Origin of the sequence: Bradyrhizobium sp. HKCCYLS3070 (assembly GCF_051167575.1) — a bacterium.
Classification (GTDB): domain Bacteria; phylum Pseudomonadota; class Alphaproteobacteria; order Rhizobiales; family Xanthobacteraceae; genus Bradyrhizobium.
The window spans coordinates 18,804-32,233 of sequence record NZ_JBNPTI010000002.1; the positions used below are offsets into that span (position 1 = coordinate 18,804).

Sequence of the window (13,430 nt, forward strand, 5' to 3'; positions counted from 1 at the left end):
GTTGGCGATCAATCCGGGACGGGCTGCACCGGTTCGGCGGCGGGCGGCCGTACCAGCTCGACATAGACGGACCGATCTTCCTCGGTCAGCGGCGAGAGCGAGAGCTCGCCCCGCCGCTCGATCAGGATCAGCAGTGACGCCGCCAGCAGGATCGCGAGTGCCAGGGTCACGGCAACGATTACGACCGTTGATTTCATCGCCATTTTGTGCGCGAGACAATCATCGCCTGTTGTCGCGAAAACCGCGAAGGGTTGTCAAAATGGCTTCCTGTTAAGCGGGCATCGACAAGACGGCGCGGATCGACACCACCGCGATGGTGACGCTGACACCCAACGAGAGCGTGCTGGCCGCGATCGTTGCGACCACGGCGGTGGTCAGGCTGGGCGAAAGGGTGAGCGTTGCGTGGTCGTGAAAGCCGCTGACGGGCGTACGGAGCCCTCTACGGTGGTTCGACTCCTGCGGCGACGCATGGCCGCGGACCCAACTGAACCTCGGAACGGAAGCAAGACGCCACCCGGACATGAAGTCGAAATCCCTTACCCATACATCCGCGAGCGAATCACTCGCAGAGGTAAATTCTAAGGTCGCGCTGGGCAGGATTGCGGCGGCAAATCGGAAAAAAAGGCAGGAACATGGCGCTGGCGGTGTTTGTTCCCGCCGAAGCGTGTATTTTCCCCGCTGTTCTACGGACGGTCCGTAGTCTTACGGTGAATGCCTCACCCGTAGTCGGCGGCGATGCCGGCCGAATCGATCAGCGCCGGCTGCCAATCCATCGCGACGAAACCGGGTGTCTGTTCGACGCGGCGCAGCCAGTTGCGGATCTTCGGGAAGGTCGACAGGTCGAAGTCGCAGCGATCGGCGACGTGGGTGTAGCCGTAGAGCGCGATGTCGGCGACCGTCAGCTGCTTCGCGGCAAAGTAGTCGTTGCTCTTGAGATGATTCTCCATCACCTGGAGCGCGGCGTAGCCGCGCTCCATCCAGTCCTCGAGCGCATGTGTCTGCAGGTCGCGCCCGCCCTTGACCAGCAGCAGCCAGAAATAGGCGGCGCCGATGTTCGGCTCCAGCGCATGCTGCTCGAAGAACATCCACTGCAGCGCTTCGGCGCGCTCGATGCGCTGCTCCGGCACCAGCGGCGTGCCGCCGGCGACATACCAGAGGATCGCGTTCGATTCGGCGATGAAGCGGTCCTCGCCGACCTCCAGCAGCGGCACCTGGCCGCTGGGATTCTTGGCGAGAAAATCCGGCGTGCGGCTCTCGCCGCGCAGGATGTCGATCTCGATCGCCTGATAGGGCGCGTTCAGAAGCGCGAGCGCAAGGCGGACCTTGTAGCTGTTGCCTGACCGCTGCATCGAATAGAGCTTGTACATCCGGCCGATTTCGAGTTCGAGGAATCAAAGGTTGGACGCATCGCACATCCAGACGCCAGATCGTCCCGCAATGCGGCCAGACAATGATGCCGATGGGCGCAGGCTGCAAGAGCCGGCGGATGGAAAAAGTCGAAATGCGCTACTGCACTGCACTCTCGAATAACAACTTTCCAATAGATTCAAACAATCGAGATCACGCCTGCGCGATGCGCGCGTGTCCACCGATCTCGACGGCGCGATCGGTGAGTGCGCGGCGCAGGGTCAGCGCGAACAGGGCCATCAGAACGATGAGGCCCAGCGGTATCGTCGTCAGCCCGGCGACGCTGCGCGAGAGCAGCGGCACGATCCAGGCGGCCGCGAGCACGCTGAGCTCGTAGTCGCGAAAGCCGTTCGCGAGGCCGTGCCGGACGAAGAAGATGATCGCGACCGCGACGACGACGAGGTCGTAGTCGAGCACGTAGGGCGTCGCCAGCAGGCTCGCGCTCGCCAGTGCCGAAGCCTTGAGATCGAACGCGGCCTCGCTCTGCCACAGCCATGCAAGTCCGGCCGCGAGCGACAGCGCCAGCAGGCTCTGCAGCGCATAGGCGGACCTGATATCGGCGCCCCAATGACGCGCGGCCGAGAACACCGACTGGATCTTCTCCCAGCCGGTGCCGCCTTGCTCAAGCACGACGCTCTGTGTGAAGGTCATCGACTGGTAGAAAGCGTGCCAGACGTCGCTGCCGAGCGCGGCGAAGCTGATCGCGACCAGCGCGGCCACCGTGGCGGCTGCCGCAGCAATCGTCGGCCAGCGCGTGCCTGCGAGCAGCGCCACGGGAATGAGCACGCCGAATTGCGGCTTGTAGGCGAGCAGGCCGATCAGGACGCCGGCCGCCCACGGCCGGCCGCGCTCCATCAGCAACAGCGCGCCGCCGAGCAGCGCCGCGGTGAAAAACGCGTTCTGGCCGTGACCGATGTTGACGAACACGGCGGGAAAGGCGGTCGCGACCAGCAGGGTCCCGGAACGCGGCAGGATTGCGCGCATGACCGCGAGGTATGCGAGCAGGCTCGACACGACCCAGAGCGCGAGCCCTCCGGCATAGGGCAGCAGGGCGGTGATGGCGGCGATCGCGAAGAAGAAGGGCGGGTAGTGCCAGCCGAAGAACGGCACGTCGCGGCCGTCGAATACGGCCTTTTCCGTCGCATGCTGCAGCGGCGGATCATAGGCATCGGCCGCCTTGCCCTGAAGGGTCAGCACGCCTGCCGCATAGACATTGGAGAAGTCGGTGCCGATCGGCTTGCCGTTGCGGTCGACCAGGCCATCGGACAGCGCGATCCAGCCGGCGATTGCCGCGATCGTGACCGCGAGCAGAATCCAGCTGTAGGACTTGATCCGCGTGGCCGTCAGCCAGTCGCCGGATCGCAGGGCGTACCCGATAGTGGTCATTTCGGCCTGAGACTCTGGATAATCGTCGGTCCACGCTAACGGGGCGGCTTTAACGTTCTCTAAAGTCTTGGGAGCCATGTGCCCAAGCTTCTTGCGATGCAGCGCTGGGGGCCCTACAAATGGGCGTTTCCCTGACATGACTGGTCGTGGCCCCGAGGGGGTGATCCACGACGCCTGCATAGGAGCTGATGATGTCCTTTCTCGCCGCTGCGCTCGACCGTGTGAAGCCGTCCGCGACCATCGCGGTCACGGATAAAGCGCGCGTCCTCAAAGCGGCGGGCCGCAACGTCATCGGCCTCGGCGCCGGCGAGCCGGATTTCGATACGCCCGACAACATCAAGCAGGCCGCGATCAAGGCGATCCAGGACGGCAAGACCAAGTATACCGCGGTCGACGGCATCCCCGAGCTGAAGGAAGCCATCATCGGCAAGTTCCAGCGCGAGAACGGCCTCACCTATAAGCCGAACCAGGTGATCGTCGGCGTCGGCGGCAAGCAGGTGCTGTACAATGCGCTGATGGCGACCATCAATCCCGGCGACCAGGTGATCATCCCGGCGCCGTACTGGGTCAGCTATCCCGAGATGGTCGCGCTCGCCGGCGGCGAGCCGGTGCCGGTGGTCTGCACCGCCGCCCACGGCTTCAAGCTGCAGCCGGAGGCGCTGGAGAAGGCGATCACGCCGAAGACCAAGTGGCTGATCCTGTGCTCGCCGTCGAACCCGACCGGCGCGGCCTACACCAAGGCCGAGCTGAAGGCGCTCACCGAGGTGCTGGTCAAGCATCCGCATGTCTGGATCATGACCGACGACATGTACGAGCACCTCGTCTATGACGACTTCGTGTTCACCACGCCGGCGCAGGTCGAGCCCTCGCTGTTCGACCGCACGCTGACCGTGAACGGCGTCTCCAAGGCCTATTGCATGACCGGCTGGCGCATCGGCTATGCCGGCGGTCCGGCGCACCTGATCAAGGCGATGGCGACGATCCAGTCGCAGTCGACCTCGAACCCGTGCTCGATCGCGCAATGGGCGGCGGTGGAGGCCCTGAACGGTCCGCAGGACTTCATCCCGGCCAACAACAAGGTGTTCAAGGAGCGCCGCGACCTCGTGGTGTCGATGCTGAACCAGGCGAATGGCATCGAATGCCCGCGGCCGGAAGGCGCGTTCTACGTCTATCCGTCCTGCGCCGGGACGATCGGCAAGACCGCGCCGTCGGGCAAGGTGATCGACAATGACGAGGCCTTCGTCACCGAGCTGCTGGAGACGGAGGGCGTCGCCGTGGTGCAGGGCTCGGCCTTCGGCCTCGGCCCGGCCTTCCGCATCTCCTACGCGACCAAGACCTCCGACCTCGAGGACGCCTGCAAGCGAATCCAGCGCTTCTGCGGCAATCTGAGGTAATCGGGCAACATCCTTCTCGAAACACCAGAAGCCAATTTCCAGGCCGAAAGGCGCCATGTTTTGAACATGGCGCCTTTCTTTTGTCGGCCGACAAGTCTGGTGGCGTAGGGTTGGAGTTCGATGCGGCTGCTTCTGCTGTCGATCGCGTTGATGGTGATGATCGTGCCGCTCGCGCAGGCCCATCAGGGGCGGCCGATGCGCGCCGGCGTGCTCGAATGCGAGGGACGAAAGACCTCCGGCAGGCTCGTGATGTCCCAGTCCCGCCTGCGCTGCGTGTTTCGCAGTCAGGGCCGCCAGCCGGAGCGCTATGTCGCCAAGGTCCGGCGTTACGGCCTCGATCTCGGCCTGACGGATGTGACCAGGATGGCGTGGGCGGTCAGCGCACCGGTCAACGATTTCGGCCGCAGCGAGCTGCGCGGGCGCTATGGCGGATTGTCCGCCAACGCGGCCGCTCTGGTCGGCTTCGGCGGCAGCTTCCTGGTGCGCGACACCGATCGCGCCGCGGCGCTGCAGCCGATCAGCCTGCAGGGGCAGACCGGCTTGAACCTCGCTGCCGGAATCACCGAGGTCGAGCTGGTGCCGCTGCTGCCGATCCACCCGAGCCCGAGCCGTTCATCGTCCTACTTCTCGCGCTTCTATCGCTGAGACCCTCGATCGGAGAGACTCGGACACGTCCAGGCGAACGCGTCGCAGTCGCTGCCTGCGTCGGCGCGCCGGCTCGTGCCGACGGCGCGGCGAATCTGGTGCGACTGTAAGGCTTGTGGCATAGATGTGGCGCCCTGTGATCGTGCGTCCGATCGACGGGTCTGCATCACACGTTCATTTCAGCCGGAGTTCTATTCATGCGCTCGACCATCCTCGCCGGGCTCGCCGCTGCGATCGTCCTCTGCACCGGCGCTGCCCAGGCGCAAGATCGCGTGCGGGTCGGTGTCCTCGAATGCCGCGGCGGCGCCAGTGTCGGCTTCATCGTCGGCTCGGTGACCCATCTCGGCTGCGTGCTGCGCGCCGACGGCCTGCCCGAGGACCGCTACGTCGCGACCATCCGCAAGGTCGGCCTCGATCTCGGCATCACCCAGGAATCGCTGCTGGCCTGGGTGGTCTATGCACCGGTCGCGCGGCTCGGGCCGGGCGATCTCTCCGGCGACTATGCCGGCGCCCAGGGCTCGGCCGCGGTCGGTGTCGGTGTCGGCGGCAACGTGCTGGTCGGCGGCTCCGCCAACTCGATCGCGCTGCAGCCGCTCAGCGTCCAGGGCCAGGTCGGCCTCAGCGTCTCGGCGGGGCTGCAAAGCCTCGAATTGCGCCCGGGGCGGTGATCTTCCCTTTGCCTTGAACAGCGCTCTTCCCGCCATCGTGCGGGAAGACGGCGCGATCCCCCGCACTGCAGCAACGTTTTTCGCAGGCCGCCTGCTTGCCAAAGCGGCAGCCGAGGCAGAGCATTCGGCTTTGCCGACCCAATCAAGGGCCGAGCTCCACAACGAGGAGGCGGCGAATGGGACAAGACCTGAGAAGTCCCCGAGGTCCACGGTGCATCGCGCTGGTGGGCCCTTTCCAAAGCGGTAAAACCACTCTCTTGGAGGCGATCCTGGCGCGGACCGGCGCGATCCCGCGCGCGGGCAGCGTCGACGCCGGCACCTCCGTCGGCGATGCCAGCCCGGAGGCGCGTCAGCACAAGATGAGCGTCGCCATGACGGCGGCGACCACGACCTTCATGGGCGACAGCTACACCTTCCTCGACTGTCCTGGCTCGATCGAGTTCATCCACGACATGCGCGCCGCGCTGCCGGCGGTCGATGCCGCCATCGTGGTCTGCGAGGCGGACGAGAAGAAGCTGCCGCAATTGCAGATCATCCTGCGCGAGCTCGAGGAGCTGCGCATTCCGCGCTTCCTGTTTCTCAACAAGATCGACCGCGCCAATGCGCGGATCAGGGAGACGCTTGCCACATTGCAGCCGGCCTCGCGCGTGCCCCTGGTGCTGCGCCAGATCCCGATCTGGAACGGCGAATTGATCGAAGGGTTCGTCGACCTCGCGCTGGAGCGCGCCTTCATCTATCGCGAGCATAAGGCCTCCGAGGTGATCGCGCTCGAAGGCGGCGATCTCGACCGCGAGAAGGAGGCGCGCTTCTCGATGCTGGAGAAGCTCGCCGATCACGACGATTCGCTGATGGAGCAGCTGCTGGAGGACATCCCGCCGCCGCGCGACGCCGTGTTCGACGATCTGGCGCGCGAATTGCGCGAGGGATTGATCTGCCCGGTGCTGCTCGGATCGGCGTTGCGCGAGAACGGCGTGCTGCGGCTGATGAAGGCGCTGCGCCACGAGGCGCCCGGAATCGCCGAGACCGCGCAGCGGCTCGGCGTGAAGGACACCAAGGAGGCGCTCGGTTATGTCTTCAAGACGCTGCATCTGCAGCATGGCGGCAAGCTGTCATTGACGAGGGTGCTGTCCGGCCATCTCGACGACGGCGCGACGCTGCATGCCGCCTCGGGCGAGGCGGCGCGCGTGTCCGGCATCCTGGCTGCCACCGGCGCCTATGACAGCAAGCGCGCGGGCGCCCAGGCCGGGGACACGGTGGCGCTCGGCAAGCTCGATGCGGTCAAGACCGGCGATACGGTTGCGACCGGCAAGACGGCACCACCGCCGCTGGCAAAGGTGGAGGCGTGCCCGCCGGTGCTGGCGCTCTCGATCGCCGCCGTCGACCGCAAGGATGACGTCAAGCTCGGCCAGGCCTTGCAGCGGCTCCACGAGGAGGATCCGTCGCTGACCATGGTGCAGAACCCGCGCACCCACGACACGGTGCTGTGGGGGCAGGGCGAGATGCATCTGCGCGTCGCGCTGGAGCGGCTGCGCGACCGCTTCGGCGTCAACGTCAAATCGCACCAGCCCGCGATCGGCTATCAGGAGACCATCCGCAAGCCGATCACGCAGCGCGGCCGCCACAAGAAGCAGTCCGGCGGGCACGGCCAGTTCGGCGACGTGGTGCTCGACATCAGGCCGCTGCCGCGCGGCGAAGGCTTCCGCTTTGCCGAGAAGGTGGTCGGCGGCGCGGTGCCGCGCAACTACATCCCGGCGGTGGAGGAGGGCGTCGTCGACGCAATGGCCCGCGGCCCCCTGGGCTTTCCGGTGATCGACGTCGAGGTGACGCTCACCGACGGCTCCTATCACAGCGTGGATTCGTCCGACCTCGCGTTCCGCACCGCGGCGCGGGTCGGCGTCGGCGAGGGGCTGCCGCAATGCCAGCCGGTGCTGCTGGAGCCGATTCACACCGTCGAGATCGTCTGCCCGACGGAGGCGACCGCCAGGATCAATGCGATCCTCTCGGCGCGGCGCGGCCAGATCCTGTCCTTCGATACCCGTGACGGCTGGCCGGGCTGGGACTGCGTCCGGGCGATGATGCCGGAGGCGGAGATCGGCGAGTTGATCGTCGAATTGCGTTCGGCGACGGCCGGCGCCGGCAGCTTCACCCGCCAATTCGACCACATGGCCGAGGTGACCGGCCGCGCCGCCGACCACATCATCGCCTCCCATCGCGACGCCGCCTGAGCTGAACGCTCCGCGCCGAGCAGCGCCGGCCCGTCATCCTCTCTCGGGATGGCGGGCCGGATCGCGTCGGGACCTTTGCTCGGGCGCGCAGGGAACAAACGGCGAGGGCCGGGTTCCAGCTTGCGTCCGGGATCAGTTTGTGATGTATTTTACATCATTGTCTTTGTCTCAGACATCATTTATGGTGTCTGCCACGTGAGGCCAGCGTGATCACGTCGTTCCAGATGCGGGCAGCGCGAGCGCTGCTCGGGATAGATCAGAGAACCTTGGCCGAGCTGGCCGGCGTGTCGCTGCCGACGATCCAGCGGATGGAAGCCTCCACGGGCAACGTCCGCGGCGTGGTGGACTCGCTGACCAAGGTCGTCGATGCGCTCAATCGCGCGGGCGTGGATCTGATCGGTGAGCATTCCCGCAGCGAGAACGGCGGGCGTGGTGTTCGCCTGAAGGACCCGGGGCCGCCCCGCCGCATGGGCCGTCAAACTGACATCGCGCGCGATGACGCAAGCTAGGCTCATCGCGCGGGCACGGGGCCCCTGGGCGCTTCGTGTGGGACGCATCGTCGGCTGCGCCGCGGCCCGATGAGGCGACGGGAGCGTGATGGGCATGAGCATCGCAAACGAACACCGTTCGCACGGGCGGGTCGGACATCATGAGCCGACCTTCGCCGAGCTTTATTCCCCCAAACTCCTGACGGTCTTGCGCGAGGGCTACGGCCTCAGCGACTTTCGCGCCGACGCGCTGGCGGGCCTGACGGTGGCGATCGTGGCGCTGCCGCTGTCGATGGCGATCGCGATCGCCTCCGGTGTCTCGCCGGGGCGTGGTCTCTACACCGCCGTGATCGGCGGCTTCCTGGTCTCGCTGCTCGGCGGCAGCCGCTTTCAGATCGGCGGTCCCGCGGGTGCCTTCATCGTGCTGGTCGCTGCGACGGTCGATCGCCAGGGTCTCGATGGCCTGCTGATCGCGACGATGATGTCCGGCGTGATGCTGGTGATCGCCGGATATCTGCGGCTCGGCACCTACATCAAGTTCATTCCCTATCCGGTCACAGTCGGCTTCACCGCGGGCATCGCCGTCATCATCTTTGCCAGCCAGCTGAAGGATCTGTTCGGTATCACGCTTGCGGGCAAGGAGCCGGGCGAGCTGCTTCCGAAGCTCACGGCGCTCGCGCATGGCGCGCCGACCGCGAGCATGTCTGCGGTCGTGACGGCCGCGCTGTCGATCGCGATCATCATCGGCCTCAAGCATCTGCGGCCGACCTGGCCCGGCATCCTGATCGCGGTGGTGGTCGCGGCCATCATCACCTTCGCGCTGCAGCTTCCGGTCGAGACCATTGGGACGAAATTCGGCGGTATCCCGCGCGAGCTGCCGGCGCCGGCGTTGCCGGCGTTTTCGCTCGCCAAGATCCAGGCGGTGTTTCCCGATGCGATCGCCTTCGCACTGCTCGGAGCCATCGAATCGCTGCTGTCGGCCGTCGTCGCCGACGGCATGACCGGCCGTCGCCATCGCTCCAACTGCGAGCTGGTGGCGCAGGGCTTTGCCAATATCGGCTCGGCCTTGTTCGGCGGCATCTGCGTCACCGGCACCATCGCGCGCACCGCCACCAATGTTCGCGCCGGCGCCCGCGGACCGGTGTCGGGCATGCTGCATTCGCTGTTTCTTTTGGTGTTCATGCTGATCGCGGCGCCGCTGGCGAGCTACATCCCGCTGTCGGCGCTCGCCGCGGTGCTCGTCGTTGTCGCCTGGAACATGGCCGAGAAGCACGAGTTCGCCACCCTGATCCGATCGTCCTGGGGCGATGCCACGGTGCTGCTCGCAACCTTCGGGCTGACGGTCTTCCGCGATCTCACCGAGGGCATCCTGGTCGGCTTCGCGCTCGGCGCCGTGCTGTTCATCAACCGGATGGCGCAGATGACCGGCGTCGAGGACGGGTCGCCTCTGGTCGCAAAGGACCGCGCCGACTTCGAGGATGAGGCGCGGGTGCCGTACAATCCGAAGCTCAGCGCCGACAAGGACGTGCTGGTCTATCGCATCACCGGTGCGTTCTTCTTCGGCGCCGCCTCGACCGTCGGCACCGTGCTCGACTCGATCGCCGACCGCCGCAAGGCCTTCGTGGTCGATTTCGCAGCGGTGCCGTTCCTGGATTCGACGGCCGCCAACGCCATGAGCCGCGTTGCCGCCAAAGCCAAGCGCCAGGGCATCCGCCTGTTCATCACCGGGGCGTCGCCGACCGTGCGTCGGGCGCTGCTGACCCATGGCGTGCGGCCGCCGCTGGTGCGCTACCGCGAGACCATCGAGCGCGCGGTGGCCGACATCAAGGGCAAGGAGACGGCACCGGCGGACGTCGCCGATGGGCTCGCCGCGAGCTGACACGCGACCTCAACGCCGCGTCGCCGTTTGGGCCATGGCGCCTGGGGGCGACTGCCGAGCCCCAGCATTGACTCCAGCCGGAGCTTGTCCGATGTCACGGCCATGACCCTTGCCGCCAAACCCCGCGCTGCGTGCCTGATCGGCTGGCCTGCCGCGCATTCGCGCTCGCCCTTGATCCATCATCATTGGCTGCACGAGCTCGGCATTGCCGGCGGCTACACCATCGAGGCGGTGCCGCCGGAAGAGCTGGCGGACTTCGTCATGCATCTCGACCGTCGCGGCTTCGTCGGCGCCAACGTCACGATCCCGCACAAGGAGCGCGTGCTGGAGCTGAGCGAGCCGGACGCGCGTGCCCGCGCCGTCGGCGCGGCCAACACGCTCTGGTACGAGGACCGCATCCTGCGGGCCACCAACACCGACGTCGAAGGCTTCATCGGCAATCTGGACGCCGCTGCCCCAGGCTGGGACCGCACCGACGAGGCGCTGGTGCTCGGCTCCGGCGGCTCGGCGCGGGCCGTCGTGTTCGGCCTGCTCGAGCGCGGCATCGGCCGCGTCCACATCATCAACCGCACCGCGGCGCGCGCACAAGCCCTGGCTGATCAGTTCGGCAGCCATGTCGTTGCCGAAGGCTGGGACCGCGTCGGCGCGCTGCTGCCGCGCGCGGGCCTGTTCGTGAACACCACCTCGCTCGGCATGCACGGTCAGCCGCCGCTCGAGCTCGACGTCGAGCTGTTGCCGCAGCAGGCCGTCGTCGCCGACATCGTCTACGTGCCGCTGGAGACGCAGTTGCTCGCGGCGGCGCGGGCGAGGGGGCTGCGCACTGCCGATGGACTCGGCATGCTGCTGCACCAGGCCGTGCGTGGCTTCGAATTGTGGTTCGGCCGCCGTCCGCAGGTCACGCCCGAGTTGCGCGCGCTGGTCGAGGCCGATCTCACAAGGGCTTGAGCGCGGAATAAGCGCAGATGGTCGGCGTCTCATTGATCGAGCGTCCGCGTAGCCCCGCATTGGACGCGGATGATCTTCTCTCGCCCTCGGAGCCATGCATGTCCGCTCGTCTCATCCTGATCCGTTCCGTCGCTTCACTCGCCATGGTTGCGGCTGCATCCGCGCTCGCCATCGCCCAGCAGGCGCCGGTGCCGACGCGCGTGCGCGGCGCCATCGAAAGCGTCGACGCCAATACGATGACGGTGAAAGCCCGCAGCGGCGAGATCTTCAAGCTGCGCATGGCCGGCGATCTGCGCGTCTCGGGTGTCGTCAAGGCGCAGCTCTCCGACATCAAGCTGGGCTCGTTCATCGGCGCCACCACGGTGCCCGGCCCGGACGGCGCGCCGAAGGCGGTCGAGATCCACATTTTTCCCGAGGACATGCGCGGAACGGGTGAAGGCTCGCGGTCGTGGGACCTGAAGCCGAACTCGAGCATGACCAACGCCACCGTATCCGAAAGCTCGGTCTCGACCGACGGTCACTCGCTGCTCGTCAAGTACAAGGGGGGCGAAAAGCGCGTCGACATTACGCCGGACACGCCGATCGTCACCTTCGTGCCCGGCGACGAGTCCGAGCTGAAAGCCGGCGCCAAGGTGATCGCCACCGTCAAGCAATTGCCTGACGGTTCGCTCGAGACCAGCCGCGTCAGCGTCGGCCGCGATGGGCTGACGCCGCCGATGTGACCTGCCTTTCTCTGTGTGCTCAACTGCGTCTCCGTTGCCGGTGTCGTCCCTGCGAACGCAGGGACCCATACCCCCAGGGAGGAGTTTAGGGCGCAGTGGCAATTGGGCTTTTGCCCAACACGACGGCCGCGGAGTATGGGTCCCGGATCAGCGCCGCGCCGCGCTGACGCGCGTCACGGCTTGTCCGGGACGACAGCTTTTGCATGGTGGAAGTCGGGGGCGCGTAAGCTGATTAGTCCGAGCACCTTGCTCGCCGATTCTCGAGCTAATCCGCCAGCACCTTCCGGTCGATCTCGGCCACCGTGTTGACGCCGCACAGGCCCATCGTCGTCAAGAGCTCGTTGCGGATGATGTCGATGGCCTTGGCGACTCCGGCCTGGCCGCCGGCGCCGAGGCCGTAGGCATAGGCGCGGCCGAGCATGCAGGATTTGGCACCGAGCGCGAGCGCACGCATCACGTCCTGGCCGGAGCGGATGCCGCCATCGAACATGATCTCGATCTTGTCGCCGACCGCTTCCGCGATGCCGGGCAGGACGTGGATCGAGGACGGCGCGCCGTCGAGCTGGCGGCCGCCATGGTTGGAGACGACCATCGCCTGCGCGCCGGTCTCGACCGCGAGCTTGGCGTCCTCGATGTCGTGGATGCCTTTGATGATCAGCTTGCCCGGCCAGATCGAGCGGATCCAGTCGACGTCCTTCCAGTTCAGCGAGGTGTCGAACTGCGCGGCGGTCCAGGCCGAGAGCTTGGTGAGATCCTCGGTGTTCTTCACGTGGCCGGCGATGTTGCCGAAGGTGCGGCGCTTGCCCTGCAGCACGCCCTGCACCCAGGCCGGCTTGGTGGCGAAGTCGAACAGCTTCGACAGCGTCCATTCCGGCGGCACGCTCATGCCGTTCTTGATGTCCTGGTGGCGCTGGCCGATCACCTGCAGGTCGACGGTCAGGCATAGTGCGCTGCACTTCGCAGCGATCGCGCGCTCGACCAGGGCCTTGATGAAGCCGCGGTCCTTCATGACGTAGAGCTGGAACCAGAACGGCTTCTCGACGCTGCCCGCGATGTCCTCGATCGAGCAGATCGACATCGTGCTCTGCGTGAACGGGATGCCGGCGGCCTGCGCCGCGCGGCAGGCGTGAATCTCGCCGTCGCCGTGCTGCATGCCCAGGAGGCCGACCGGCGCCAGGATCAGCGGCATCGACGAGGGCTCGCCGAGGATCGTCGTCGACAGATCGCGCTTGGAGACGTCGACCAGGATGCGCTGGCGGAACTTGATCTTCTGCAGATCCTCGCGATTGGCGCGCAGCGTCTCCTCGGCATAGGAGCCACGATCGGCGTAGTCGAAGAAGGCTTTGGGCACGCGGCGCTTGTGCAGCAGGCGCAGGTCTTCAATGCAGGTGACGTGTTTCATCGCGGTCTTCGGCTCCCCACCGGCGTCTCGTTTCTTAGGGCTGGGGCAGTCATCTAGCATCTTTGCGGCGGCTGCCAAATCCAACTTGGGAACCGCCACGGCGTCTGGGCAAAGCAGGGCGAACTGCGAGCGTCCCGCAACAACATGACCCAGGGCTGCCGGAGCGAGCACCTTCCTGCTGCGGCGGGGCTCCGACGGGTGAGCCCTCCAGAGCCGTCAGGTCGAATGAAAAATTAGTCTTAACAACGGCTTACAGAGGTCATGGCGGT

At 66.5% G+C, this 13,430-nt stretch carries 12 protein-coding genes; 8 read left to right on the forward strand and 4 right to left on the reverse strand.

The annotated features are described in order from the left end of the window. Positions 1-8: 8 nt before the first annotated feature. The 3 genes from ACQR03_RS08805 to ACQR03_RS08815 all read right to left on the reverse strand — a co-directional run bounded on the left by ACQR03_RS08805 (position 9) and on the right by ACQR03_RS08815 (position 2,793). A complete protein-coding gene (locus ACQR03_RS08805; protein WP_315714111.1) occupies positions 9-203 on the reverse strand; it encodes a hypothetical protein in 195 nt (64 codons plus the stop codon). A gap of 513 nt (positions 204-716) precedes the next feature. After that, on the reverse strand, positions 717-1,367 hold the full coding sequence (locus ACQR03_RS08810; protein WP_315714112.1) for a glutathione S-transferase family protein: 651 nt from the start codon (positions 1,365-1,367) through the stop codon (positions 717-719). A 193-nt stretch (positions 1,368-1,560) separates the two neighbouring features. After that, positions 1,561-2,793 (reverse strand): glycosyltransferase family 87 protein, encoded by a 1,233-nt coding sequence (locus tag ACQR03_RS08815; protein WP_434841377.1) that lies wholly within the window; start codon positions 2,791-2,793, stop codon positions 1,561-1,563. A gap of 191 nt (positions 2,794-2,984) precedes the next feature. On the opposite strand from ACQR03_RS08815, the gene ACQR03_RS08820 reads away from it, so the two are divergent. From ACQR03_RS08820 to ACQR03_RS08855, 8 genes are all read left to right on the forward strand, one after another. Further along, a complete protein-coding gene (locus ACQR03_RS08820; protein WP_315714114.1) occupies positions 2,985-4,187 on the forward strand; it encodes a pyridoxal phosphate-dependent aminotransferase in 1,203 nt (400 codons plus the stop codon). Between the two features lie 120 nt (positions 4,188-4,307). Beyond that, positions 4,308-4,832, forward strand: a complete 525-nt coding sequence (locus ACQR03_RS08825) for a DUF992 domain-containing protein (protein ID WP_315714115.1) — start codon at positions 4,308-4,310, stop codon at positions 4,830-4,832. A 197-nt stretch (positions 4,833-5,029) separates the two neighbouring features. Next, positions 5,030-5,500 (forward strand): DUF992 domain-containing protein, encoded by a 471-nt coding sequence (locus tag ACQR03_RS08830; RefSeq protein ID WP_315750066.1) that lies wholly within the window; start codon positions 5,030-5,032, stop codon positions 5,498-5,500. A 176-nt stretch (positions 5,501-5,676) separates the two neighbouring features. Then, the gene (locus ACQR03_RS08835) at positions 5,677-7,725 is read left to right on the forward strand and encodes an elongation factor G (RefSeq protein ID WP_315750067.1); all 2,049 of its coding nucleotides are present in this window, start codon (positions 5,677-5,679) and stop codon (positions 7,723-7,725) included. A gap of 206 nt (positions 7,726-7,931) precedes the next feature. Further along, complete coding sequence (locus ACQR03_RS08840) at positions 7,932-8,234, forward strand: helix-turn-helix domain-containing protein (RefSeq protein WP_315714118.1); 303 nt, start codon at positions 7,932-7,934, stop codon at positions 8,232-8,234. A gap of 94 nt (positions 8,235-8,328) precedes the next feature. Next, a complete protein-coding gene (locus ACQR03_RS08845) occupies positions 8,329-10,092 on the forward strand; it encodes a SulP family inorganic anion transporter (protein WP_315750068.1) in 1,764 nt (587 codons plus the stop codon). A 102-nt stretch (positions 10,093-10,194) separates the two neighbouring features. Next, positions 10,195-11,037 (forward strand): shikimate dehydrogenase, encoded by an 843-nt coding sequence (locus ACQR03_RS08850; protein ID WP_315714120.1) that lies wholly within the window; start codon positions 10,195-10,197, stop codon positions 11,035-11,037. Between the two features lie 143 nt (positions 11,038-11,180). Continuing rightward, positions 11,181-11,759: a hypothetical protein gene (locus ACQR03_RS08855; RefSeq protein WP_315750440.1), complete on the forward strand. Its 579-nt coding sequence runs from the start codon at positions 11,181-11,183 to the stop codon at positions 11,757-11,759. A 265-nt stretch (positions 11,760-12,024) separates the two neighbouring features. Here ACQR03_RS08855 and ACQR03_RS08860 read toward each other — a convergent pair whose 3' ends face one another. After that, positions 12,025-13,161 (reverse strand): alpha-hydroxy acid oxidase, encoded by a 1,137-nt coding sequence (locus ACQR03_RS08860; RefSeq protein WP_315714121.1) that lies wholly within the window; start codon positions 13,159-13,161, stop codon positions 12,025-12,027. Positions 13,162-13,430 lie beyond the last annotated feature (269 nt).